Source organism: Microbispora sp. H10830, assembly GCF_014161375.1.
GTDB lineage: Bacteria > Actinomycetota > Actinomycetes > Streptosporangiales > Streptosporangiaceae > Microbispora > Microbispora catharanthi.
The window spans coordinates 71,390-96,001 of the sequence record NZ_JABBWX010000019.1 but is presented as its reverse complement, the minus strand read 5'-3'; the positions used below and the strand labels follow the sequence as shown (position 1 = coordinate 96,001).

Sequence of the window (24,612 nt, the reverse complement as noted above, 5' to 3'; positions counted from 1 at the left end):
GAACCCGCGGATCAACCGGGGGAAGATGCGGGAGGTGCGGGGACCGGTGAGCCGGTCCCCGCACCGCCGTCAGTCGCCGATGACGGCGTCCATCTGGTCGGAATCGGCCATGGCGCCCGCCCACAGCCGCAGATCGGTGATCCTCGCGGGGAGGAAGTGACCCCAGGAGGTCGCGCTGAAGCCCTTGCCGGCCGCGAAGTCGCCCGACCCGGGCACGGCGGTGTAGGCCATGTCGAGGTCGTTCTGCTCGTGGCCGACGTAGAGCCGCACCACTCGCCCGTTCGCCGCGAGGGCGTCGTACACGCCGGTCAGGCGGACCGGGCTGTCCAGGCTGGCCGAGGCGTCGGAGCTCACCCAGGTCTTCGTGCCGTCCTTGTTGACCCGGCCGAAGCGCCAGAAGCCGACCGGGACGCTGACCTCGTTGCCGTCGTCGTCGAGCTGCGTCTCCTTGCCGGTCAGCTCGAACCACAGGCCCCACGACGACCCGTCGGCCGTGCGCTGCCCGGCCACCTGGCCGACGGTCCCGATCGGCTTCGCCAGGATCTTGTCCCGGTCGAGCTCGACCTTCACGGTCACCGTGAACGAGCCGGTGTCGTCCACGACCGGCCCCGCGGTGGTGGCGGCGTCGTCCACGCCGTCGAGCACCAGGCCCTCGCCGTCCGGCGACGCCCCGCCGGCCAGCGCCAGCGCCCGGCCGTAGCCGGACAGCGAGTCGGGCACCTGCGTCCCGGCGGCGCCCGCCGGGTCCCAGTCGGCCACCAGCTCCACGTCGTTGCGTCCGGACGCCGGGGACTCCGACCGCGCCTCCGTCGCGACCTCCTCCGGGGTCAGGACCCGCTGCCAGGCGGCGACCTCGTCGATCGAGCCGGGGAAGTAGAACTGGAAGACGTTGGCCCACTTGTAGCGGCCGATCTCGAACGGTCCGGTGGCCGACCACACGCCGGAGACGGTGGCGGTGCCCTGCGGCACGCCGTTGACGTAGAAGCTCAGCTTCTGCGTCGCCGGGTCGTAGGTGCCGGCCAGGTGGGTCCAGACGTTCGCCCTGGACGTGCCGTTCTTCGAGCAGACCCCGTAGTAGGCCTTGCCGGTCGCCTCGTCCTTGTCCTTCACGCCGAAGCAGAAGGCGCCGTAGTCCTTCTCGTGCCAGAGCAGGAAGGGGCTGTAGCCGCCCGAGCCGTCCTGCGACAGCACGATGCCGTCGTCGCTCACCTTGTCCAGCCGCACCCAGGCGGAGACCGTATAGGCCGACCGGGTCTCCAGCACCGGCCCCGACGTCGCCGCGTACGCCGACGTGCCGTTCAGGCCCAGCCCCTTGTCGACCTTCGGGGTGTCCAGTGCCGTGCCCGCGTCGTCATACCAGACCTCGCCGCGGCGTCCCCGGGTGTCCCGTACGGCGCCGCCGGAGAGCGTGGCGTCGTGGTGTCCGCTGCCCCGGTCGACGGCGGCGCCGGAGTCCTCGTCGAAGTGCCACCTGCCGGCCGGGCCCGCGCCCGCGGCGACCAGGAAGTCGACGACCGTGGTCGCGCCATACCTGCCGACGTTGTCCTTGGCCCGGACGTACAGGCTGTACGTGCCGGCGGCAGGGGGAGTGATCAGGGCCTTCGCCGTGGCGCCCGTGACGTCGGACGACCAGGTCGAGCTGGTGGACGCGCGGTACTGGTAGGCGACGTTGTTGGCGTCGCCGGACGCCGGGCCGAAGGTGACGGTCGTGCTCTGCCCCGGCCCGCCGGCCGGCGCGCAGCTCGTGGCGGTGCAGGCGGTGTACGGCGCGCCGAGCGTGACCACCGGCGCCTTCGGCGCGGTCGGGTCGACCTTGAAGTAGCACCAGCCGGCGCTCAGGTAGCTGCTGGTCCCGGCCAGCCACTTGGTGTAGTTGCTGTAGTAGGAGCGCGTCCACGAGTCGTAGCGGTAGAGCACGCCCTCCGACAGCGTCGGCGCGTCGGCGGTCACCTTCACGTTGTCGCCCACGTGTCCGGTCGTCGGCCGCTCGATGGTGGAGAAGGCCTGCGTCCAGGTGCCGTCGGCGTTCTTCTTCTGGACGTAGAACGCCCCCCGCAGCATCGCGCCGGACTCGCCGCCCGCGAGGGTCTGCGGGGTGGTCGCCATGGTGGGCGTGGGGTCGGAGAGGATCGCGGGCGCCGACTCCTTGGTCTCGCAGACGGTGCCCGAGCCGGTGACGAGGCCGACCCCGGTCGGCACCCCGGGCATACCCACGTAGTCGACGACGAGCACGGCGTCGTTCCTGAACCGCTTCCAGGCGGAGGTGTCGCCCTCGTCGTGTGCCCGCAGCTCCAGCGTGAGCTTGGAGAACTTGCCCGCCGCGAAGTCCTTCACGGTCGGGGTCAGGTTCTCGTTCGTCTCGTCGGGGTTGTCCTTGAACTCGATCGGTGCGGTCGGCTCGTCGGGATCGCACGCCGAGCCGCGCCCCGCCGACACATACCGGTCCACCATCCAGTCGAGCTCCTTGGGACGGCCCGACCAGGTGGTGGACGACGTGAAGTTGTTCGTACGGACGAGGTCGACCCACCGGGGGTCGCACTGGAACGCCCAGGGCTCGGTGACGCGGAACGCCGCGCTCAGCACCTGCTTGCCCTTGAGGCTCGCGGGGGAGAACTGGAAGTACAGCCGCTGGGTGTAGCCGGGCCCGCAGTAGTAGCCGTTCCAGGTCCCGCAGTGGCCGACGCCCTCACCCTGGTTGTTGCTGCCGTTGCCCCAGTTGTACGACTTGTAGCCGTCCGAGCGCAGCAGCGTCCTGTCGGTCTCCCCCCAGGTCACGGTCGGGTCGATGTAGACGGGGTAGGCCGACTCGTCCTTCTGCCGCAGCAGGCCGGCGTCGGGGACGAGCGTGAGCGTGTCCTTGCCGACCTCGATCGGCAGCTCGGCGTGCCCCGCCCCGGGGGCGGGGCCGTCGGCGGCCTGCCCCTCGTCCGAAGGGGCGCTCGTCTCCGTCGCCTGCGGTGTCGTGTCCGATGTCGCATTCGGGGCCGGTGAGCCGTCCCCGGCGGGCGCACCCTGGGGAGCGCCGCCCTTCGCGGACGGGGCGGAGGCGGCGGAAGGGGCCGGGGAGGACGGCGCGGCGGGGGCGTCGGCCGTCCCTGCCTGCCCGGCGGCGGGGTTCCCGGTGGAGTCCCACATCGCGGCCGGAGGCGAGGTGAAGACCTCGGTGGCGTTGCCGTCGGTCGCGGACATGCCGCCGTCCGCGGTCTCCTCCACCTTGAGCCCGGACGACTTGACGGCGTACTGGATCCGCCCGAGCGCGGGGTTGTTCGCCGCCTCCGGTGTCTTGACGATCAGGACCTGGCGGAAGCCCTCGGTCGTCGCGGTCATCCTGAGGTCCACGTCCGGCAGTACGTTCTGGTACGTGGCGTTCGGGCCGTCGAGCACCGGCGCGGGCAGGGTTCCCGGCCAGCCCAGCGCGAGGGTCCTGCCGTCCCGGTTCATCGTGACGAGGTTCCCGCCGTCGCCGCCCCCGGAGAAGGAGATGCCCACGGCCGCGGCGGCCGGTCCGACGCTTCCGTCGGCGCGCCGCTGCAGCGTCGCGTCGGGTGACATCCACGTCCCGTCCGGTCCCTTGACCCGGACGGGGGTGGTCGACTGCTCCAGCCGGAACGACTCGCCGTCCGGATTGGCGTATGTGGTGGTGAACTCGGTCCGGGCCTCGGTCACCTCGACCGGTTCCCGGATCTCGGCAGCGCGCTTCAGCGCCTGCTGCCAGCCGCTGAGCCGGCTCGCGTCGGATCCCGTCCGACTTTCCTGTGCCGCCATCGCGGCCGGGGGTGTCCCGGTTCCCACCAGTACACCCGCCACGACCACGGCAGTGAGCGAACGCCAACTCCGCAGTCCGGGAAACCTAAACATGGGTTATCTCCCGTACGAAATCTGCAAGATCGCACACATTAAACGTTTACTGTCACCCCATGTCAATAAATTCTTTTCGCCCATAAAGGATCCGAGTAATGTTATCAACATAAAGAGCAAATAAAGTGATATTAGGTCGGTAAGTCAGACAAATTGACACGGCGATGCACGGGGCGTACGTCGCCGTGCGAGACCTCCGCCGCGGATGTCGCGTCACGGAGACCGGGCATTCACGGCGGGTGATCGACGGCGTCCATGAAGTAGGCGGCGCACAGGGGGTCGCCCAGGGCAGGAGACAGGGCAGGCGACAGGGCGGGCCGCGCCGTCAGGAGGTGGGGCCGCTCGCGGTAGAGCGTGTCTGACCCCGGGTCGGAGCCGGCCGGTGTCTCAGCGGTCGTGTTCGCGGTGTAGCGCCGCCAGCTCGGTGCGGTTGGCCACGCCGAGCTTCGCGTACACGTGCGCCAGGTGTGTCTTGACCGTGCTGCGGCTCATGAACAGCCGGCCGGCGATCTCCGGGTTGGACAGGCCCGCCACGGCCAGCCGTACGACCTCCTGCTCCGCGGGGGTGAGGCTGGCCCAGCCGGTGGCGGGACGTCGGCGTCCGCCATGAGCGCGGCCGGTGAAGGCGATGGCCTCCTCCAGCTCCATCCGGCGGCCTTCGGGAGCGGCCGGGACGCTCGGCCGGTGCGGCCTGGGGTAGCCGAGCTCCTCCCGGGCCCGATCGCACGCGCCCATGATCCGGGCGCCGGTGGTGGCGTCGGCCAGTGCTGCCAGAGCCTCGAGGCTGTCCACGCAGGCCAGGCGGAGGCCGTTGGCGGCGCGCAGGCGCAGGGCCTCCAGGTGCAGAGCGACGGCGCGCGCCTCGTCGAGGAACGCCTGCTGCTCAAGAGCTTCGGCGATCAGGCGCGGCATTCCCAGGGCCCGGGCGGCGTCGAGGCCGGCGGCGCAGGCGCGGGCCGCGCCCTCCGGGTCGCCGGCCTGTCGCAGCGCCGCCGCCAGGGCGATGCGGGTCTCCGGGGTCAGCAGCTCGTCCGGCTGCTCGCCGCCGCGCCAGGCCGTCTCACTCCTGAACCACTCGGCCGCCCGCACCGGCTCGCGCCTGCTCAGGCAGAGCCGCCCGATCGTCAACGCGAGCCTCGGCACGAAGGGAGCCGAGGGCGCCTGGTCCACCAGCCGGATGACCGGGTCGAGGGCGAGTTCTGCGGCCTTGTCGTCGCCTTGCAGGTGGCACACGTGGGCGAGGATGGCGCGCGCCGTACCGGCACGGTGGTAGTCGGCGAGAGGGGTGGCGACCTCGACCGCCTGCTCCGCCCACGTTCTGGCCCGGGGCAGCTCGCCCAGATAGGCGCTGCCGAGGGCCATCAGGCCGAGCGCCAGCGCCGCCACACCGCGGTCGCCTCGCCGCAGCAGGCCGCTTACCGGCGTCTCCATCTCCGCCAGCGCCTGGCGATGTTCCTCCCTCATGTGGTGGACCAGGCCGATGAGGACCTGCGCGGCGTCGGCCACGAAGGCGTCGCCGGCCGTGACGGCCTCCTCGCGGACCGCGGCGGCTCTGACCCGCGCCTCGTCCGGAGAGGTGAGCAGCATGCCGATGGCGCTGAGCGACCCCGCCAGGCAGGCGGTCCGCAGATCGCCGTGGTCGAGCGCCATGACACGGGCGGCGTGGGCCGCGTCGAACTCCAGCCCGGCCGGATGCGTGGTGTCGGCGACGAGCGCGAGGCCGGTGAGGACCCGGGCCTGCAGCGCGCTGTGCTCGCCGGCGCCCCGTTCGGCCGCCAGCCGCAGCAGCCCCAGGCCCTCGCCGAGCCGGCCTTCCAGGTGCCACAGCCAGGCCAGCTCGGCCGCCAGGCGGCGAGCCTTGTCCGGGCGGTCGCCGGTGAGACCCCATTCGAGTGCCGTGCGCAGGTTGGGGTACTCCTCGCGCATCCTGGCCCGCCAGGTGTCCTTGTCGCTGTCCAGCAGCGGGGCGGCCTCCCGGACCAGGGCCAGGCAGACGGCCAGGTGCCGGTCGCGTACGGTGGCCAGCTCGCCCGCTTCGGCGAGCCGCTCCCACGCGTACCGCCTGACCGAGGACAGCATCCGGTAGCGGGTGACGCCCTTGCGGGTCTCGGCCAGCAGCAGCGACTTGTCGATCAGCCGGCGCAGGCCTGTGAGCAGCTCCACACGGCCATGGCCGTCCAGCACGCCCTGGGCGGCGGCGAGGGTGAAGCCCGGCTCGAACACGCCCAGCCGGCGGAACAGCACCTGATCGCGCTCCTGAAGCAGGTCGTGGCTCCAGGCCATGGACGCCGCCAGCGTGCGGTGCCGCGGCGGAGCCCCCTGGTTGCCGGTGACCAGGATCGAGAACCGGTCGTCCAGCTCGGCGTCGATCTCCTGAGGCGTCAGCGTGCCGGTCCAGGCGGCGGCCAGCTCCAGCGCGAGAGGGATGCCGTCCAGCCGGGCACAGATGCGGCGCACCGCGGTCAGGGCCTCCTCGGTGCGCGGCACGTCGTGGCCCCGGTCGAGGAAAAGGGCGACTCCGTCGTGCGCGTCCAGGGGTGGGACCCGCCAGACCAGCTCGCCGGGCAGGCCGAGCGGTTCCCGGCTGGTGGCCAGGACGGTGACGTGCGGACAGTGGCGCAACAGTCCCGACACCACGTCGGCGACGCCGCCCAGCAGGTGCTCGCAGTTGTCCAGCACCAGAAGCAGCTCGCGCTCGCGCAGCTGCCTGGACAGGGCGGCGGTCCCGTCCGAGTCGCCGGCCAGGAGCACCCGCAGGACCGTCGCGACGAGGCGCGGCACCGCCGCCGGGTCGGTCTCCTGCGCGAGATCCACCCACCACACGCCGTCGCGCGGCAGGCGCGCCGGCCGTCTGGCGAGCCGGGCCGCCAGACGGGTCTTGCCGCAGCCTCCCGCACCGGCCAGGGTGACCAGCGGGGCCTCGCCCAGGGCGGCTCCGATCATGTGCAGCTCGGCCCGGCGGCCGACGAACGAGGTCAGCTCCGGCGGAGGAGCGCCGTTGTCGGCCATGTCCGAATCTGGCATATCAGCCATCTGGCCGATGTTAGTCACTCTCGCACCGAGAAGACTTGCCTCATGACAACGAACCGCACCGTAATCGGCAACATCACCCTCTCCCTCGACGGCCGGATCCACGGCCCCGGCGGCGAGTACGACATGGGCTGGATCGTCCCCCACGCCGTCAGCGACGTGGCCCGCGACCACATGGTCGAGGTGACCACCGGGGCCACCACCGCGCTGTTGGGCCGCAAGAACTACCAGGGCTTCGGTGGCTTCTGGCCCTCGGTGGCCGAGGACGAGTCGGCCGACCCCCGCGACCGGGCCTTCGCCCAGTGGCTGAACACCGTCGAGAAAGTCGTCTTCTCCACCACGCTCACCGAGGCCCCGTGGCAGAACTCCCGCATCGTCGCCGCCGGCCCCGCCGAGGTCGTGAAGGAGCTGCGACAGCAGGACGGCGGCGACATCGTCGTGCTGGCCAGTACCAGCGTCATCCAGGCCCTGCTGCGGGCCGGAGAGCTCGACCGGCTGAGCATCACGCTCGCGCCCGAGCTGGTCGGCGACGGGCCCCGCCTGTTCGCCGACGGCCTTCCCGCCACCGGCTGGCGCGCTGTCTCCGTCGCGCAGGCCGAGAGCGGGGCACTGTGCCTGCTGTACGACAAGGTCCGCGACAGCGACTGAGCCCGCCGGGCGTCCACGAAGGGGGCGGCGCACAGGGTGTCGCCCGGGCAGCGGCGTGTCGTCCCCGGCCGTCAGAGGCAGGAGGCGCCGGCCGGGTGGAATCAGCCGAACAGTATTGTCACGTCCAAGCCGCCCCCGGGGCGGGGGCGGGCCGTCAGCTGTGCGCCGTGTGCTTCGGCGACGGCCTGCACGATGACCAGGCCCAGTCCGTGGCCGTCGGCGGTGTGGGTTCGCTGGGTACCGAGTCGCTGGAACGGTTGGAAAAGCCGTCGTAGGTCCTGCGATCGGATCGTTGGGCCGGTGTTGCCGACCGACAGGCGGGCGCGACCATTCGCGAGTTCGGTGGCGATGGTGACATGTCCGTCGGGGACGTTGTGGTGGAGTGCGTTGTCGACCAGGTTGCCGATCATGCTGGCGATCAGGTCGGGGTCACCGCTGATCGGTGCTGGGTCCAGCGATGCCTGGACCGTGATGGTTCGCCGGACGGCCTCCGCACGGCGCGACAGCATCAGCCCCTCGGTGACATCAGCCAGGTCGACCACTTCCCAGTGCTCGATGCCCTTCTGTCCTTCCGCCAGCGTGAGCAGGGCGTCGATCAACCGTTCCTGCCGTTCGCCGAGACCGAGTGCTTCCTCGCACGCGGCTCGCAGGCTGGCCTCGCTCGCGTCGGGGTCGGCGAGCGCGACCTGGAGTACGGCGCGCTGACCGGCCAGCGGGGTGCGCAGCTCATGCGAGGCGTTGGCCACGAAGTGGCGCTGCGCCGCGAACGAGGAGTCCAACCGCTCGAACAGGTCGTCGAGGGTGCGCCCCAGCTTGGTCAGCTCGTCGTCCGGGCCGCGCAGGCCGAGCCGCCGGTTGAGGTTGGTGGCTGAAATCTCCTGGGCGGTCACCGTCATGGCGCGCAGCGGGCGGAGGAAGCGCCCGGCCAGCCACCACGCGATCGGCACGGTGAGGACCACGACGGTGATGGCGGTGATCGCGAGCGCGGCATCGACCTGCTGGGTGGCCGTGTCGGGCGGAGGGACGGCGTCCCCGGCCCGGACGCGGATCTGGTCTCGCCCGAAGAGGAAGCCGGCGAGCAGCAGCATCGGGACGACGACGGCCAGAACCAGGCCGGCGTACAGCGTCGTGAGCTGCGCGCGCAGGGAGGGCCGGCGCAGGTGGTGCCGGGCGCGGCCGGCACGGCCGGTCACCGTTGGGTCCGATGCGGGATTCATCGCGGGACTCCGATCCGGTAGCCGCCCTCACGGACGGTTTCGATCACCGGCGGTTCGCCGAGTTTGGCCCGCAACCGGCGCACCGTCGTCTTGACGGCCGTGGTGAACGGGTTGGCGGCCTCGTCCCAGACCCGCTCCAGCAACTCCTCCGAGGACACAACCCGGTCACCGGCAGCGAGCAGGCATTCCAGCAGGGCGAACTCCTTCGGGGTGAGCTCCAAGCGCCGTCCGCCACGAAAGGCCACCCGCCGGCTCGGGTCCAGGGTCAGATCTTCCGCCTGGAGGATCGGAGGCACGGCGGGCGCCGAACGGCGCCCCAGCGCGCGCACGCGGGCCACGAGTTCGGTGAAGTCGAACGGCTTGGGCAGGTAGTCGTCGGCGCCCAAACCCAGGCCCTCGACCCTGTCTCGCACGGTGCCCGCGGCGGTGAGCATCAGCACCCGCGACCCGGCGCCACCGGCGGCGATGTCACGGCACACGTCGTCGCCGGGTGTGCCGGGCAGGTCGCGGTCCAGCACCACCACGTCGTATCGGGTGCAGGCCAGGTGGGCCAGAGCGTCGTCGCCGTCGAGAACGACGTCCACCGCCATGCCCTCGCGGCGCAATCCGGTCCCGATCGCCCTCGCCAGAACCTCGAAGTCTTCGACGACCAGAACTCGCACGACCGTCCTCCTTCTCGTTGATGGTGCCGCGTTCGGTAGGCGTGACCGCACTGCTCACGATGTCAGGGATCCGGTGTCGGCCGGGTGTCGGCCGCTGACACCCGGCCGACACCGGCCGTGCCGTACAACCATCCCGGAAAGGCGTCCACGAGAGGCGCGACCCGTGAGCACGGTGCCCGTCACACGAGCGAAATCGCCATTCGGAAAGGACCAGACGTGAGAGATCCACGGTTGACGCGGCGTAGGTTCCTCGCCGTCACCGGTGCCGGTACGGCAGCCGGCGGACTGCTGACGACCAGTTCGGCGGGCAGGGCCGGCGGGCAGCTGACGACCGGCTCGGCGGGCAGGGGCGACGCGGCCACACGGGACCTCAACCAGGCGGTGCTCGCGGCCTTCGAGCGCCACCGGCTCGTGGCGATCGGTGAGTCACACGGCCAGCAGGAACACGGTGACGCGCAGCAGATGCTGCTCGCAGATCCGCGGTTGCCGCAGGTGGTCGACGACATCGTCGTCGAGTTCGGCAACGCGCTGTACCAGCCGATCGTCGACCGGTTCGTCGCCGGGGCGGCTGTCGACGACCACGTGTTGCGGCAGGTCTGGCGGAACACCACGCAGTCGCCCGGTGCCACCGGCGACCAGCCGATCCGTGAACAGTTCTTCCGGACGGTCCGCGCCGTCAACTGGACGCTGCCTGCGGAGCGAAGGATCCGGGTGCTGCTCGGGGATCCGCCGATCGACTGGTCCCACATCACCACCCAAGACCAAGTGGATGTCTTTCTCGCCCAACGTGACGCCCACATGGCGTCAGTGGTGAAACGGGAAGTGCTCGCCAAGAAACGCCGGGCACTGATCTGCTACGGCAGCGGGCACGTGATGCACTCGCCGGAGCCGGGACAGAACGCCGACCACGGAGTCCCGCTGATCGAGGAACAGACCGGCCAGCACGTCTACGTGATCGTGGCCGGTAGCCATCCCCGCCTGGTGACCTGTCCACGGCGCACCGTGATCCCGTGCTCAGGCACCTGGCTGGAATCCACCGACGCGGGACAGTTCATGGACGCGCCGCGGCTGTGCGGCGTCCCCTTGGGAAAGCTGGCCGACGCTGTGCTGTACCTGGGCCAACTGACGGACCTGACGCAGTCGCTGTGGAACCCCGCGATCTTCCTCGACCCGGTGTACTGGGCGGAACTCCAGAGGCGCGACGCGATCAACGGGAACCTCATCGACCTGGAACAGTACCGGCAGCAGCAGCCGATCACCCTGCCCGCGCCACCTCCCGGGAGCTGCGCCGCCAACCGCGGTCACTGACAGCGAGAAGCACGGATTCACCCCAGGGGCGGCCCGGGTTGGATCTGCCTGTCGGCCGGGTTCTCCGGTTGCGTAGGGTTCGTGGTAATTTCTTGATCGTAAGGTGCAGCGCTCGTTCACGAGCGCGTCGGGACATCCGGCCGGCACGACAGCCTCAGTACAGGCTGTCTGGATCTCTCAGTGGAGAGTCTGCCTCGCCATGTCCTCAAACCTTTCTCCACGCGCGTGGGCGATCTTCCTGCTGGTGGTCGCCGCCGACGTGCTCGATCTGCTGAGCATCACGGTGACCAACGCGGCCGCCCCCACCATCGTGCGGGACCTCGGCGCCTCCTGGTCGCCGGCTCCCCGGCTCGTGACCTTCCGTATCGGACAGGGGGCGTTCGGCGGCCTGCTCATCCCTCAGGGGTTCGTCCTGCTGGAGCGGTCGCTGTTCGGCAACCGCGGCTTCGTGGCCGGTCTGGTCTTCGGCGCGCTGCTCTTCAGCACGGTCACAGCGGCCGCATCGCCTCCCACTTGCGCGTCGTCGTCTCGATCGGCGTGCTGCTGTTCGCCGTGGGAATCGTCGGTATGAGCGGAGTTCTGCCCTGCCTGCTCCTCACCCTGGCCGTCACCGCGGCATGCGCGATGAGCATCGCGCTGCTTCCGCGCCGGGGAGCGCCTGCCCACTGAGCCTTCCACGCATCCGCCGGAAGGCATTCGCATTCACATCCGTACCGATCACCGGAGTATTTCCATGATTCTCGTCACCGGAGGCCGCGGCGCGGTCGCCACCCACCTGCTGACCCTGCTGCTCGAGGCCGGCCGCCCCGTACGCGTGGGCTCCAGCAACCCCGGACAGCTACGGGTCCCCGACGGCGTCACGGCCGTCACCTGCAACCTGCGGGATCCCGCCACCTTCCCGGCCGCTCTCGCCGGCGTCACCGAGGTCTTCCTGTACGCCGAGGCTTCGCACATCGCCGAGTTCGTCGACGCCGCCGTCACGGCCGGGGTCGAGCACGTCGTCCTGCTGTCCTCCGCCAGCGTGCTGGACCCCGGCGCGGCCGGCAACCCGCTGGCCGCGTCCCACCTCGACGTCGAGACCGCACTGCTCGCCGCACCGCTCACCACCACGATCCTGCGCCCCGGCTCCTTCGCCGGCAACGCGGGCGCCTGGGCCTGGCCCGTCAGGGCCGGCCGCCCGGTGAGCCTGCCCTACCCGGGCTCCCACACCGACCCCGTCCACGAACAGGACCTCGCCGAAGTGGCTTTCACCGTGCTCACCGACCCGCGCCACCGGGGCCGGTGCCTCCACCTGACCGGCCCGGAGAGCCTCACGTTCAGCGATCAGATCGAGCGACTCGCCGAGATCACCGGCCGGCCGATCACCGTCAACCACGTCACCCCCGAGGAATGGAGGCAGGAGATGGCCGATTACATCCCCGGTCCTTACGCGGACGCCCTGCTCGACTACTGGCAGGCCAATGACGGCCGCCCCGTGCCCCTGACCGACACCGTCGAACAGGTCACCGGCCACGCTCCCCGCACCTTCGCCACTTGGGCCCGCGACCACGTCACGGACTTCGTCGGGTAGCACCTCCACAGCGGGCCGCCGGGGCGTGGGTCACCCGACCTCGCTCCGGCGCGTTCGCGCGGCCTTGAGCGTCACCGCCAGCATCACGATTCCGGCGGTGACGCCCAGCCCGTGCTGGACGACGGAAACGGCCGGATATTCGACGGCCGCGTAGCCGCCCGGCCGGAGGAGGGCCCACGGAAGCTTCCACGCCGCCCAGGCGAACAGCGAACCCGACGACGTGAAGGCCAACGCCATGGGGATCCACAGGGGCATCCTCGGCCGTCCCGCGGCGAGCGTCCGGATCGCGGCGGCGCCTATGACGGCCCAGAGCGCGGAGTTGCCGGCGAGCAGCCGTCCGTTGACGTCCATCAGGTCGCGGTGCGCGGGGGCGAGGCCGAGCGTTCCGCCCGCCGTCCAATACGTCCATAGGAGGGCCAGCGCCGCGACCAGGATGTACAGAGCTCGCAGACCGTATCGGCCGAGGGGCGAGGGAGGGCGGTCACCGACGCGTCCGAGGAACGCGGCCGGCCACCGTTCCCGCATGTAGATGGGGAGCGCTATGGCCAGCCCCAGGGCCATGCCCGCGAATCCGATACCGATGAAGACCAGTTCCCACGATGGGGCGGCATCCCCGCCGCCGGAGTCGCCGCCTCCCGCGCTGCCTCCGAGGACGGCGCTGAACAGCATGTAGGGGATCATCGGTATGAGGAATCCCGCTCCCATCCAGGCGAAGAAGACCAGCGGCGGCGCCGGGACGCGGCGGCCCCATCGTTGCGCGAGGACCAGCCCCAAAGCGATGCCGACGACCGACATGGTGACGGTGACCGCGTTCAGCAGGACCCAGTCGCCGTCGGTGAAGGTGGACGGCGCGTGCCCGAGCAGCGCCGCCACCACCCAGACGACCTTCACTGTGAGATAGAGCGACAGCGACAGTGCGGCGCCGTAGCCGGCCACCACGCGCGCCGCGGTCCATCCGGCTCCGACCTGGTCCGTCCCGACCGGTGTCGCGGTGCCCTTCACCGTTGTGTCCAACCCGTGTGCATGGTCGAGATCCTTCCGGCGAGCGCCGGCGCCGGCCTCCCCCGCGGGAACCACTCGGCTCCCCCGCATGGGGGAGCAGGTGAAGAGCCGCCGCGGGCCGTGTGAGACGATGATCGGCCCCGGGCGGTCGCGCCGGGGAGAACGGTGACGGGACGCCGACGAAGGGGCTCCACGGTATGGCTGTCATCCATCACACCACGCTGACGCCCAGCAAACTGGAGCTGCTCACGTCGTGGCTTCCCACCCAGCCCTGGTACGAAGGCGACGGGCGGCGGCCGGAGCTGGCGAAGGCCGGGGGCTTCCGGCTCGACGACCCGCGGGGCGAGGTCGGCATGGAGTTCATGGTGGTCACCGACGTGTCCGGTGACCGTCCCGTCTCCTATCACGTGCCGCTCACCTACCGAGGGGCGCCGCTGGAGGGGGCCGATCGCGCTCTCATCGGGACGACGGAACACGGCGTCCTGGGACGCCGGTGGATCTATGACGGCACCCACGATCCGGTCCTCGCCGCACAACTCCACGCCCTGTTCGTGGGGGACGTCGAGGCGCAGGATCAGAACGAGAGCGACACCCCCGACCCGTCGGTCACCAGAAGCTTCACGGGAGCCGCCGCGCCGGGCCCGATCCGGCCGACCGCCGTGGCCGACGCGCCGCACGCCACCGACATCGTCGCGGACGTCGCCACAGTGGACGGCACAGCGGACGCCACAGCGGACGCCACAGTGGACGGCGGCCGGGGCGGACGGCTGACCATGCGGGTGACCCGCGTCCTGCGGCCCGGCGAAGCGGACATCGCGGAGGTCTCCGGCGTCCTGGGTCACGTCGCGGCCGGTTGGCGGCTGCCGGACGGAGCCGAGGTCCGCGGCGTGTTCGCCGTCATCACGGACGCGCCCCGCTGATCCTGACCTCCGACGAGCCGTCTGGCCGCCGGGTGAGGCCTTCGGTGCTGGTGTCGTCGCCGTCGTGACAACCGGCCGCCGCGGGGGGAGGCGGTCAGGAACCCGGCGTCCTGACGCGTGTCGTGGCGGCGAGGGCCGTGGCCGCCGCGGACCGCAGGGCTGCGTCGTCGTCCTCCTCCGAGGCCCAGGCGACGTGCCCGTCCGGACGGATCAGTGCGGCGCGGACCCGCCGCCATCCGGCCCGGGACTCGACCGGCTCGTCCGCGCACACAGTGAGTCCCGGCGGCGTGGGCGGTTCCGGGGACGCGGTCACCCGGCCGGGCAGGGCGCGGCCCGCCCCCGTGAGGTCGAGGAACACGTAGCGCCCGGGGACGAGCAGCGCGAACAGCCCCGGCCCGCCGGACAGCCGCAGGTCCGGAGCCCGTGTCCCCACGAGCGGGTGATCATCGGCGCCCCGTCCGTACGACACGCCGATGCCGGACACCTGCTCCGCCAGGAAGCGGGAGAACTCCGGCACCCGCGCGATGGCGTCGTCCAGGACCGACCGCAGGGCGAGGGTCTCGGGCGCGAACGTCGTCATGAGCGCGGTCTGCCCCCGGGTCAGGCGCAGCGTGGCCGCGCCGACCGGATGCCGTTCCGCGTGGTAGCTGTCCAGCAGCCCGTCGGGAGCCCATCCCCGCACCGTGGCGGCCAGCTTCCAGCCGAGGTTCCACGCGTCCTGCACGCCGACGTTCAGGCCCATGCCCCCGGCCGGGTACAGGCGGTGCGCGGCGTCTCCGGCCAGGAGGACGCGGCCGCTGCGGTATCGGTCGGCGAGGCACGAGGCGGATCCCGTGCCGGACACCCAGACGGGGTCGTGCAGGCCGAAGTCGGTGCCGGCGACGGCCACGAGCCAGGCGCGCAGTTCCTTCTCCGCCGGCTGTCCCTCGGACCCGAGGACGCCTGCGCCGTCGACGCCCGCCACCCGGTGGAGGCCGGGGCCGATGGGCACGACCAGGACCTGACCGGCCTCGTTGGTCTTCTGGAAGTACGGCACCGCCGGGGGATCGTCGAGCGTCACGTCGGCGACCCAGGCGTACGCGGTGGAGCCGGTTCCCGGGAAGCCGATCCCGGCGGCCGAGCGGACCGCGCTGCCCGCTCCGTCACAGCCGACCAGGAACGCCGTCTCCATGGTGGAGGGCCCTCCCGGGCCCTCGGCCCGCACCACGACCCTGTTTGTCTCCTGGGTCGACGCGGTGAAGGCGTGCCCGCGCCGGACGTCCACCCCCAGGTCGCGGGCGTAGCCCTCCATCAGCTCCTCGACCTTCGGCTGCGCGAGCAGAAGGACGTACGGGAAAGGGGTGTCGAGCGTCCCGTAGTCCATCCGGTGGTCGAGGAGGCCGAAATGCGAGTCCGGCACCCGCCTGCCCTGCGTGACGAACGAATCGCCGACGCCGCGCGACGCCCACAGCTCCATCGTGCGGGGGTGGATCGTGAAGCCCTTGGAGTGCGGGTCGCGCTCCGCCCGCCTCTCCAGGACCGTGACCTCGACGCCCGCGAGACGTAACTCCGCCGCGAGCCACAGCCCGGTGGGGCCGCCTCCGACGATGACGACTTCTCCCATGTGCCTCTCCCGAGAACGATCCGCTGACCGTGATCTTCGGTGCGAGGACGGTGGACCGCGCGTGCAGCGCCCGACCCTCGTCGCCCCGTCATCCTCTCCCGGCGGAGGGGACGGCGCCAGCCGGCGAGGGCCCCGCTATCGGCGGGGCCGTCGCAGGACGCGGACCTGCCGGGGGGCCAGGGTCGTGTCCCGGGCCAGGGCGGGGCCGTGGAGGGGGTCGCCGGGGATCGCGGACAGGTCGACGTGCCGGTCCGTACGGTTGATCAGGAACCAGTAGTCGTCCGTTCCGTCGGTGCGGACGGCGACGTCGACCAGGCCGCGGGCCTCGGGCGGCAGCTCCGAGGTGACCTCGGCGGCGTCCAGCAGGTGAGGAAGGACGACCCCCAGACCCTCCGGGCCGAGCCGGGTGGAGACGTACGACGCCGAGCCCGCTCCCGTACGGCGCGTCGTGACGGCGGGGCGGCCCGCGTGGTCGCCGGTCTTGTACGTCGCCACGACCTCGGTCGCCGGGCCGGTGAGGTCGATCCGGTCGGTCCACAGGGTGCCGGTCACGCCGAGATCGAGGTCGACGGCCTCGCCGGCCGGCAGGGGGCCGAACTCCTCGATGCGGATGCCGAGCAGGTCGCGCAGGGCCCCGGGGTAGCCGCCGAGCCACACGTGATCGTCCTCGTCGACGACGCCGGAGAAGTAGGTGGTGACGAGGTGCCCGCCGGAGGCGACGTGGTCCTCCAGCCGCCGGGCCAGAGCGGCGGGCACGACGTGCAGGATCGGGGCCACGAGCAGCCGGTAGCCGCTGAGGTCGTCGTCCACGTGGACCACGTCCGCCCGGACCCCCGCGTCGAGGAACGCGGTGTACCAGTCGAGGGCCTCCTGGCGGTAGCGCAGCAGCGAGGTGGGATGGGAGTCGAGCTCTGCGGCCCACCAGGAGTCCCAGTCGAACACCACCGCCACGGGGGCGCGCAGCCGCCGGGTGCCCGCGACGGGCGCGAGGGCGGCCAGTGTGGCGCCCAGGTCGGCGACCGACCGGAACACGTCGCTGTCGGTGCCCGCGTGGGGGACCATCGCCGAGTGGTACTTCTCGGCTCCGCCCGCCGACTGCCGCCACTGGAAGAAGCAGACGGCGTCGGCGCCGTAGGCGACGTGGGTGAGCGAGTCACGGGCCATGCCGCCGGGCTTCTTGGCCAGGTTGACCGGCTGCCAGTTGACCGCGCTGGTGGAGTGCTCCATCAGGTACCACGGCCGGCCGCCGGCGAGCGAGCCGGTGAGGTTCGCCGAGAAGGACAGCTCGTCCTGGGCCTGGGGACCGGTCAGCAGGTAGTGGTCGTTGGAGACGAAGTCCACCTCGGCGGCCCAGTCGGCGTAGTCCATGCCCTTGGTCTCGCCCATGACCATGAAGTTCGTGGTCACGGGGATGTCCGGGGTCAGCTCGCGCAGGACGTCGCGTTCCGCGCGCAGGTAGTCCTTCAGCGCGTCGGAGGAGAAGCGCTTGAAGTCCAGCTGCTGCGTGGGGTTGGGGTAGGAGGCCGCCAGGCGCGGCGGCAGGATCTGCGCCCAGTCGCTGTAGCGCTGGGACCAGAACGAGGTCGCCCAGGCGCGGTTCAGCTCGTCCAGCGTGCCGTACCGTGCCCGCAGCCACTCACGGAAGGCGGCCGCGGCGTCGTCGGAGAAGTCGTAGACGTTGTGGCAGCCGAGTTCGTTGGAGATGTGCCAGGCGGCGAGGGCGGGGTGGCCGCCGTAGCGCTCGGCGAGGGCCCGGGTCAGCCGCAGCGCGTGCCGGCGGAAGACCGGCGAGGTCGGCCGCCAGTGCTGCCGCGCCCCCGGCCACACCGTGCGGCCCTGCTGGTCCACGGGGAGGATCTCCGGGTGATTCGCGCTCAGCCACGGCGGCGGCGAGGCCGTGGCCGTGGCCAGGTCGACCGCGATGCCATGGGCGTGCAGCAGGTCCATCGCCTCGTCGAGCCAGTCGAAGTCCCAGACGTCCTCGCTCGGCTGGATCCGCGCCCACGAGAAGATCGCCAAGGAGACGATGTTCACCCCGGCCGCCCGCATCGCGCGCATGTCCTCGTCCCAGACCTCCCGGGGCCACTGCTCGGGGTTGTAGTCGGCCCCGAACCCCAGGCGGGCCCGTCCGGGGTCGGACGGCCAGCGCACCCAACGGTGTCGGTCAGCGTTCACAACGGCTCCTTCCGATGATGGTTACGTGGTCTTCCATTGCTGGTCGGCGCCGCCGTCGCAGTCGTGGATCGTCGCCTGGGTCCCGTTGGTCCGGGAGTGGTGCGGTGGTGCGGCGCGGTGGAATCGGCGCGGTGGAATCGGCGCGGTGGAATCGGCGCGTGGCGCCGGGAACACGCGGGCCGACTCTGGGGCCGATGGTTTGGGACCGATGGCGTGGGGCTCGTCCTGCCGCCGCGCTCCCCGCGGAACGGCGGCAGCGATGGCGCCGGTGACCACGGTGACCGCTACTTGACGGTGAAGCCCTGCTCCTCGCCGTACTTGAGGGAGGCGTCCTGCCAGGCCTTCAGGCCGTCCTGCAGGGTGGTGGAGGAGGTGTACGCCTTGCCGACCGTGTCGTTGAAGATGCTGTTGGCGTAGACCTGGAAGGGCAGGTAGGACCAGCCGCTGACGACCTGCGAGGCGGACTCGGCGAGCACCTGGTTGACCTTCTGGCCGCCGAAGTAGGGGAACTCCTTGTCCTGGAACTTCGGGTCCTGCAGCTGGGCGGTGGTGGCGGGGAAGGCGCCGCCGTCGACCCGGGTCTGCACCCCCTCGTCGACGTTCGCGTACTTCAGGAAGGCGTAGGCGAGGTTCTTGCTGGCGCTGGCCTCGGGGATCGCCAGCGAGCTGCCGCCGTTCTCGGCGGTGGCCCTGCCTCCGGCCTCCCACTGCGGCATGGGCGCGACCTGCCACTTGCCCTCCCCGGCCTTGACCCCGGACTCGAGGTTGGCGGGCATCCAGGCGCCGATGACCAGGGTGGCGATGGTGCCGTCGCCCAGGCCCTTGTACCAGGCGTCGCTCCAGCTCGTGGCCGGCGCGAGCAGCTTGCCGTCGACCAGCTTCTGCCAGAGGGCGGTGAACTTCTGCGTGCCCGGCTCGGCGAAGTCGATCCCGACCGTGGTGCCGTCGACGGTGTACGGCTTGCCGCCCGCCTGCCAGATCATGCTGGTGGTGAAGCCCGCGTCACCGGTGTCGTTGGTGATGTACGCCTTCGGGTTCGCCTTGTGCAGCTTCTCGGCGTCGGCCGCGAACTCGTCCCAGGTGGTGGGCACCTTGAGGTCGTACTTGTCGAAGACCTCCTTGTTGTAGAACAGCGCCATCGGGCCGGAGTCCATGGGCAGGCCGTAGATGCCGTTGCCGACGTGCACGGAGCTCCACGGGCCGGGGGTGAAGGTGCCGTCCAGCTTGCCCGCGCCCAGGGCGCCGAGGTCGGCGACCGACTTGGCGAGGGCGAACTGCGGCAGGGCGTAGTACTCCACCTGGGCGACGTCCGGGACCCCCGAGCCGGCCTTGATCGCGTTCTGCAGGGCGGTGTACTGGTCGTTGCCGGTGCCGGCGTTGACGAGGTTGACCTTGACCTTCGGATACTTGGCCTGGAAGTCCGCGACGACCTGCTTGAGCGTCGGCTCCCACGCCCAGACGGTGATGGAGCCGCCCGTGTCGAGCGCCTTCTGGATGTCGGCGTCGGAGACGGCCGCGGACGCCGCGGGTGCGGCGGCCGCGTCGGCGCCCGAGGAGGAGCCGTCGTCTCCGGAGCCGCAGGCGCCGGCGGTGAGCGACACGGTCAGGGCCGTGCCCAGCAGGAGGGCGCGACGGCGGGTTATCGCCATGGGATGTGCCTTTCTGGGTTATCGGGGGAGACAGACGTCGGTGGGAGCGGCCATGCCGTGCCGGTCATGCCGTGCCGGATGTTCCTTGGCCGGTCATTCCTTGACGCTTCCGGCGGCCAGGCCCGACTGCCAGTAGCGCTGCAGCAGCAGGAACGCCGCGATCAGCGGGACGACGGTGAGCAGCGATCCGGTGATCACGAGGTTGAAGACGGCCTCGCCGCCCGCCGTGAGAGCCTGCTGGTTCCATTCCTTGAGGCCGACGGTGAGCGGATACCAGTCGGGGTCCTTCAGCATGATCAGCGGCAGGAAGTAGTTGTTCCAGGTCGCGACCACGTTGAAGAGCAGGACCGTGACCAGGCCGGGCGCGAGCAGCGGCAGGCTGATGCGGAAGAAGGTGCGGAACTCGCCCGAGCCGTCCACCCGCGCCGACTCGAGGATCTCCTTCGGGACGGCGTCGGTGGCGAAGGTCCACATCAGATACAGGCCGAACGGCGAGACCAGCGAAGGGATGAGGATCGCCCAGGGGGTGTCGGTCAGGCCCATCTTGGCGAACATCAGGAACGTGGGGACGGCGAGCGCGGTGCCGGGCACCGCCACCGCCCCGATCACCACGGCGAACACCGCCTTCTTGCCGGGGAAGTCGAACTTCGCCAGCCCGTAGCCGGCGAGCGTCGCCAGCAGGGTCGCGCCGCCCGCCCCGACGACCACGTACAGCAGGGTGTTGAGCAGCCAGCGGACGAAGATCCCGTCCTTGTAGGTGAAGGTCGTGCCGATGTTGTCGAACAGGGCGAAGTCGCCGTCGAACCACAGGCCGAAGGAGCCCAGCAGCCCCTCCTGGGTCTTGGTGGCGTTGATCACCAGCCACACCAGGGGGAGCAGCGTGTAGACGAGCATGAGCGCGGTCAGCACGGTCAGCGTCGCGCTGCGGCGGCCGGGCGCGGACCGGCGCCGCCGGACGACCAGGGGGCCCCGGGCCGCGACGGTCTTCGGGCGAGGCGCTCGGTCGGCGGTGGGGGTGGAGGTCGCCATGGCTCAGACCGCCTTCCGCATGCCGCGCAGCTGGACCAGGTAGGCGACGATCATCGTGATGATCCCCATGACGATGGCGACCGTCGCCGAGTAGTTGAACTGCTGGCCCGCGAAGGACAGCGAGTAGGCGTAGTAGTTCGGCGTGAAGTAGGTGGTGACCGAGTTCGGCGCGATCGTCTTGAGGATGCTCGGCTCGTTGAACAGCTGGAAGCTGCCGATGATCGAGAAGATCGTGGCGATCAGCAGCGCGCCGCGCAGGGCGGGCAGCTTGATCGCCCAGATGATCCGGAGCTGGCCGGCGCCGTCGAGCGCGGCGGCCTCGTACAGCGAGGGGTTCACCACCTTCAGCGCCGAGTAGAGGATCAGCATGTTGTAGCCCACGAACTCCCAGGTCACGATGTTGCCGATGGAGGCGAGGACCAGGTCGGGCGACAGCGGGTCGGGCAGCGAGAGCCCGAACGCCTCGTTGATGTTGCCGACCAGGCCGAACCTGGTGCCGTACATGAAGCCCCACATCAGCGCGGCGACGACCGCGGGCACCGCGTACGGCAGGAACACCGAGATCCGGAAGAACGCCGACCCGTACAGCCTGCCGCTGTCGATCGCGAGCGCGACCAGCAGCGCGAGGAACAACATGATCGGCACCTGGACGACCAGGAAGAGCGCGACGCGCCCGAACGCCGACCAGAACTGCGGGTCCTGCAGGACCTTGAGGTAGTTGTCGGCGCCGACGAAGGCGGTCCCGCCGATGAGCCGGGTGCGGAACAGGCTCAGGTAGATCGAGTACGCGATCGGGGCCAGGAAGACCAGCGCGAAGACCGCCATGAACGGCCCGACGAACTGCCAGCCCACCCATGACCGGCGTCTGGCGGCCAAGACCCCCCGAGCATCCGAATACCCTTCCGAGACCACCGGCTCGCTCCTCTCCGCGGCGTGGTTACCGGCCGTGACTCTCCCGCTCACGTGAACCTCACGATCATGTTTACGTGAACATCGCGAGCGAACGAGCGTGGCTCAGTTGTTGCGGAGGGTGATCTCTCGAGTCGCCGAGGTTATGTTTACGTAAACTTCTGCTGCGGTATGGTGGCACCCGTCCTACGAGAGGTCAAGGGCCCCCACGTCACGCGGTCGGATCGCGGCGTACGATCTCCGGCGACGGGGCGAGCAGGCGGGAGCGACACAGGAATGGATCCGGACGGCCCGGCCCGGCAGGTCCCGGCGCCGATGGGCGGCGCGCAGCGGGGTGGCTCGGGCATCCCGGGCGGGCGCCGCAAGCAGCGGGTCTCCATGGCCGACGTGGCCAGGCTCGCGGGCGTCTCGTCCCAGACCGTCTCCAGGGTCGCCAACGGCCACCCCGGCGTGGTCGGCGCGACCCGCGAGCAGGTGCTCGCGGCGATGCGGGAGCTGGGCTACCGCCCCAACAGCGCCGCCCGGGCGCTGCGCTACGGGCAGTTCAACACGATCGGCGTGATCCTCTTCGGGCTGGCCTCGACCGGCAACAGCCGCACCGTGGAGGCGATCGCCACCCACGCCGCGGCCGAGGGCTACGCGATCACGCTGATCCCCATCGGCATCCCCACCCAGGACAACGTGCTGGGCGCCTTCACCCGGATGGGTGAGCTGGCAGTCGACGCCGTCATCGTCATCATCGAGATCCACCTGCTCGACGCGGGCACGGTGACGCTTCCTCCCGGAGTCCACGTCGTCGTCGTGGACTCCGACGCCGGAGACCGCTACAGCGTCGTCGACACCGACCAGGCCGAAGGCGCCCGGCTCGCCGTACGCCACCTCCTCGACCTGGGGCACGAGACGGTCTGGCACGTCACCGGCCCGAAGGCGTCCTTCGCCGGCCAGCGCCGCGCGCAGGCGTGGCGCCTGGCCCTGGAGGAGGCGGGGCGTCCTGTGCCCCCGCCGCTGCACGGCGACTGGTCGGCCGAGTCGGGCTACGCCGCCGGGCTGGAGCTCGCGGGCGAACCCGGCTGCACGGCGGTGTTCGCCTCCAACGACCAGATGGCCCTCGGCCTGCTGCGCGCCTTCCACGAGCGGGGGCGGGCGGTCCCCGCCGACATCAGCGTGGTCGGCTTCGACGACATCCCCGACGCCTCCTGCTTCGTGCCTCCGCTGACGACCGTCCACCAGGACTTCGCCGAGGTCGGCAGGCGCTGTGTCCAGGGGGTCCTGCGGCAGATCCGCGAGGGCGGCGCATCCCAGCCCGGCACCGAGCTCGTCCCCACCCGCCTGGTCGTCCGCGAGAGCACGGCGCCGCCGCGCACCCGGCCGTGAGGCGGCATCCCGGGCAGGCCGAGCGTCATGTGGCCCTCCCGGCGGTCAGCGACGGCATGGCGGGGATCACGGCGGCGAGCCATCCGGCGGGGTCCGCGGTGAAGCGCGGCGCCGCCTGCGCCTCCCACCACGACCGCGCGGCGAGGATCGTCTCCGTCTGCCCCGTCCGGCCGTCCCGGTAGGCGACCTCGCGTTGCCCGGTCTCCCGGACGACGACGCGGCCCCGCTTCGCACCGGCCTCGTAGTCGTTCCAGTTGATGCCGTGGCCGGCCCACAGCATCTCCTGCATCTGGCCGGTGGACCTGCCGTGGAGCTCCCGGTGGGAGAACTTCGCCTGGGCGGCCATGGTGATGCTGTTGCGCACGCAGTCGTTCTGCCGCCACAGGAAATAGTTCGCGACTTCGAAAGGGTCGGCGAGGGTGAACGCGCGGGCGTCGAACATGGCACGCCGGCCGCCGCCGGTGACGTACGCCTTGTCGAACGTGATCGTCGCGATGCTCGCCGCCACGCTGACGATCTTTTGTGTCACGCCGCCGAACCACGGCTGCGAGGACGGGGTGGCGAAGTCGGTCATGAGGACGCTGCACTCGTCCGACTGGACGTACGCGAACACGCTGCCGGTGATCTCCTCGCACAAGGCCCTGCCGACCTCGTTCATGGCGTCCATGACCGCGCGGTCGAACGGCCGCCGGGCGTCGCGGAGGAAGGTGTGGAACGCCCGCCCGTCCACGCGGAGGATCGTGTACGCCCGGCGCGGCAGCACACTCCTGGTGACGTACTCGTACGCCTTCATGCGGTCGCCGAGCGCGGTCCTGTCGCTCATGCCGGTCTCTCCTTGGCCTCCGCCGCCTGCCCGGTCCCGGGGTGGGGTAGGGCATGCAGGATCTCACGCCACGGGGGAGGGGCCGCCACCGCTTATCGCCACCGAGGACGGAGGCCGGCATCCTTGAGGCCGGTGGGTCGGGAGGCGGCGCACCGGCCTCGCCGTCGGCCTGTTCAGCCGTCTACCTCTTCATCGGGGACCTGGAGCCTGCCCAGGAGCATGAGCAGGAGCTCGTCCACGATCTGGTCGCGGGTGGCGTCGACCCAGCCGACGGCCCAGTCGTGCATGAGCCCGTTGATCGCTCCGATGAACGCGGCGGCCGTGACGCGGAAGTCGCGCGGGGGAATCTCGCCGCGGCCGGCGGCGTCGTCCAGCTGCTCGCACAGGAAGTCGATCCATCGGGCGCGGCGGTCCAGGCGCTGGCGGTCGAGCCGGGGGCTGACGCCGATGATCTCCACGAACGCGATGCGGGTGTGGCGGGGGTCGGCGGTGGCCCCGGCGGCGTACGCGCGGAACAGCCGGGTGCAGCGGTCGATGGGCTCCAGGTGCCGCACCTGGGGCAGGACGTCGAGGACGGCCTGTTGGGCGGCGTCGTTGACGTACAGGTGCAGCTCGGCCAGCAGGTCCTCCAGGGTGTGGAACTCCTCGTAGAACTGGCGGCTGGACAGGCCCGCGGCCCGGCACACGTCCGTGATCCTCGTGGCGCGGTAGCCGGGGCCGGCGCCGAACAGGTCGAGGCCCGCCTTCAAGAAGCGCCCGCGACGCTCGGCCTGCCGCTCTGCCGCCGACCTGCCGCCGTACCGGCCCGCCGCCGGAGTGATCCTGCCCGCCACCG

General features: G+C 71.2%; 18 protein-coding genes. 6 read left to right on the top strand and 12 right to left on the bottom strand.

Annotated elements, in window-relative coordinates:
* Positions 1-69: 69 nt before the first annotated feature.
* Both HHX35_RS44870 and HHX35_RS35900 read right to left on the bottom strand, forming a co-directional pair.
* Positions 70-3,792 (bottom strand): LamG domain-containing protein, encoded by a 3,723-nt coding sequence (locus tag HHX35_RS44870; protein WP_220506272.1) that lies wholly within the window; start codon positions 3,790-3,792, stop codon positions 70-72.
* 453 nt (positions 3,793-4,245) lie between these two features.
* Complete coding sequence (locus HHX35_RS35900) at positions 4,246-6,891, bottom strand: LuxR C-terminal-related transcriptional regulator (RefSeq protein ID WP_182903071.1); 2,646 nt, start codon at positions 6,889-6,891, stop codon at positions 4,246-4,248.
* A gap of 42 nt (positions 6,892-6,933) precedes the next feature.
* On the opposite strand from HHX35_RS35900, the gene HHX35_RS35895 reads away from it, so the two are divergent.
* Positions 6,934-7,536, top strand: a complete 603-nt coding sequence (locus tag HHX35_RS35895) for a dihydrofolate reductase family protein (RefSeq protein ID WP_182903070.1) — start codon at positions 6,934-6,936, stop codon at positions 7,534-7,536.
* 101 nt (positions 7,537-7,637) lie between these two features.
* Here HHX35_RS35895 and HHX35_RS35890 read toward each other — a convergent pair whose 3' ends face one another.
* Entirely contained in the window at positions 7,638-8,753 is a 1,116-nt protein-coding gene (locus tag HHX35_RS35890; RefSeq protein WP_182903069.1) for a HAMP domain-containing sensor histidine kinase, read from the bottom strand.
* Positions 8,750-9,415 (bottom strand): response regulator transcription factor, encoded by a 666-nt coding sequence (locus HHX35_RS35885; RefSeq protein WP_182903068.1) that lies wholly within the window; start codon positions 9,413-9,415, stop codon positions 8,750-8,752. The genes HHX35_RS35890 and HHX35_RS35885 overlap by 4 nt, the downstream gene beginning before the upstream one ends.
* Positions 9,416-9,631: 216 nt before the next feature.
* On the opposite strand from HHX35_RS35885, the gene HHX35_RS35880 reads away from it, so the two are divergent.
* From HHX35_RS35880 to HHX35_RS35870, 3 genes are all read left to right on the top strand, one after another.
* Entirely contained in the window at positions 9,632-10,723 is a 1,092-nt protein-coding gene (locus HHX35_RS35880) for a hypothetical protein (RefSeq protein WP_182903067.1), read from the top strand.
* Between the two features lie 199 nt (positions 10,724-10,922).
* Positions 10,923-11,294: a hypothetical protein gene (locus HHX35_RS35875; RefSeq protein ID WP_182903066.1), complete on the top strand. Its 372-nt coding sequence runs from the start codon at positions 10,923-10,925 to the stop codon at positions 11,292-11,294.
* A gap of 162 nt (positions 11,295-11,456) precedes the next feature.
* Complete coding sequence (locus tag HHX35_RS35870; protein WP_182903065.1) at positions 11,457-12,293, top strand: SDR family oxidoreductase; 837 nt, start codon at positions 11,457-11,459, stop codon at positions 12,291-12,293.
* A 30-nt stretch (positions 12,294-12,323) separates the two neighbouring features.
* On the opposite strand, the gene HHX35_RS35865 is transcribed toward HHX35_RS35870, so the two are convergent.
* Positions 12,324-13,307: a hypothetical protein gene (locus HHX35_RS35865; RefSeq protein WP_182903064.1), complete on the bottom strand. Its 984-nt coding sequence runs from the start codon at positions 13,305-13,307 to the stop codon at positions 12,324-12,326.
* A gap of 185 nt (positions 13,308-13,492) precedes the next feature.
* Here HHX35_RS35865 and HHX35_RS35860 point away from each other — a divergent pair, with 185 nt between their 5' ends.
* Positions 13,493-14,215: a maltokinase N-terminal cap-like domain-containing protein gene (locus tag HHX35_RS35860; RefSeq protein ID WP_182903063.1), complete on the top strand. Its 723-nt coding sequence runs from the start codon at positions 13,493-13,495 to the stop codon at positions 14,213-14,215.
* 94 nt (positions 14,216-14,309) lie between these two features.
* Here HHX35_RS35860 and HHX35_RS35855 read toward each other — a convergent pair whose 3' ends face one another.
* The 5 genes from HHX35_RS35855 to HHX35_RS35835 all read right to left on the bottom strand — a co-directional run bounded on the left by HHX35_RS35855 (position 14,310) and on the right by HHX35_RS35835 (position 21,547).
* On the bottom strand, positions 14,310-15,938 hold the full coding sequence (locus HHX35_RS35855; protein ID WP_259405709.1) for an FAD-dependent monooxygenase: 1,629 nt from the start codon (positions 15,936-15,938) through the stop codon (positions 14,310-14,312).
* 15 nt (positions 15,939-15,953) lie between these two features.
* Positions 15,954-17,993 carry a beta-galactosidase gene (locus tag HHX35_RS35850; RefSeq protein WP_310739532.1) on the bottom strand — a complete coding sequence of 680 codons (2,040 nt, stop codon included), beginning with the start codon at positions 17,991-17,993 and terminating at the stop codon, positions 15,954-15,956.
* A gap of 284 nt (positions 17,994-18,277) precedes the next feature.
* Positions 18,278-19,642, bottom strand: coding sequence for a sugar ABC transporter substrate-binding protein (locus HHX35_RS35845; protein ID WP_182903061.1), 1,365 nt, complete (start codon positions 19,640-19,642; stop codon positions 18,278-18,280).
* 93 nt (positions 19,643-19,735) lie between these two features.
* On the bottom strand, positions 19,736-20,671 hold the full coding sequence (locus tag HHX35_RS35840; RefSeq protein WP_182903060.1) for a carbohydrate ABC transporter permease: 936 nt from the start codon (positions 20,669-20,671) through the stop codon (positions 19,736-19,738).
* A gap of 3 nt (positions 20,672-20,674) precedes the next feature.
* Complete coding sequence (locus HHX35_RS35835; RefSeq protein ID WP_240809340.1) at positions 20,675-21,547, bottom strand: carbohydrate ABC transporter permease; 873 nt, start codon at positions 21,545-21,547, stop codon at positions 20,675-20,677.
* A 309-nt stretch (positions 21,548-21,856) separates the two neighbouring features.
* On the opposite strand from HHX35_RS35835, the gene HHX35_RS35830 reads away from it, so the two are divergent.
* Positions 21,857-22,954, top strand: a complete 1,098-nt coding sequence (locus HHX35_RS35830; protein WP_259405697.1) for a LacI family DNA-binding transcriptional regulator — start codon at positions 21,857-21,859, stop codon at positions 22,952-22,954.
* Between the two features lie 25 nt (positions 22,955-22,979).
* Here HHX35_RS35830 and HHX35_RS35825 read toward each other — a convergent pair whose 3' ends face one another.
* Both HHX35_RS35825 and HHX35_RS35820 read right to left on the bottom strand, forming a co-directional pair.
* Positions 22,980-23,777, bottom strand: coding sequence for a tRNA(His) guanylyltransferase Thg1 family protein (locus HHX35_RS35825; RefSeq protein ID WP_182903059.1), 798 nt, complete (start codon positions 23,775-23,777; stop codon positions 22,980-22,982).
* Positions 23,778-23,950: 173 nt separating this feature from the next.
* On the bottom strand, positions 23,951-24,610 hold the full coding sequence (locus HHX35_RS35820; protein WP_182903058.1) for a TetR/AcrR family transcriptional regulator: 660 nt from the start codon (positions 24,608-24,610) through the stop codon (positions 23,951-23,953).
* Positions 24,611-24,612: the final 2 nt, after the last annotated feature.

Excerpts from the sequence above, each read along its gene's own strand:
- HHX35_RS35895 (WP_182903070.1), top strand. The coding sequence starts at position 6,934 with ATGACAACGAACCGCACCGTAATCGGCAACATCACCCTCTCCCTCGAC.
- HHX35_RS35825 (WP_182903059.1), bottom strand. The coding sequence starts at position 23,777 with ATGAGCGACAGGACCGCGCTCGGCGACCGCATGAAGGCGTACGAGTAC.
- HHX35_RS35900 (WP_182903071.1), bottom strand. The coding sequence starts at position 6,891 with ATGGCTGATATGCCAGATTCGGACATGGCCGACAACGGCGCTCCTCCG.
- HHX35_RS35890 (WP_182903069.1), bottom strand. The coding sequence starts at position 8,753 with ATGAATCCCGCATCGGACCCAACGGTGACCGGCCGTGCCGGCCGCGCC.
- HHX35_RS35830 (WP_259405697.1), top strand. The coding sequence starts at position 21,857 with ATGGATCCGGACGGCCCGGCCCGGCAGGTCCCGGCGCCGATGGGCGGC.
- HHX35_RS35860 (WP_182903063.1), top strand. The coding sequence starts at position 13,493 with ATGGCTGTCATCCATCACACCACGCTGACGCCCAGCAAACTGGAGCTG.
- HHX35_RS35840 (WP_182903060.1), bottom strand. The coding sequence starts at position 20,671 with ATGGCGACCTCCACCCCCACCGCCGACCGAGCGCCTCGCCCGAAGACC.
- HHX35_RS35870 (WP_182903065.1), top strand. The coding sequence starts at position 11,457 with ATGATTCTCGTCACCGGAGGCCGCGGCGCGGTCGCCACCCACCTGCTG.
- HHX35_RS35845 (WP_182903061.1), bottom strand. The coding sequence starts at position 19,642 with ATGGCGATAACCCGCCGTCGCGCCCTCCTGCTGGGCACGGCCCTGACC.
- HHX35_RS35875 (WP_182903066.1), top strand. The coding sequence starts at position 10,923 with ATGTCCTCAAACCTTTCTCCACGCGCGTGGGCGATCTTCCTGCTGGTG.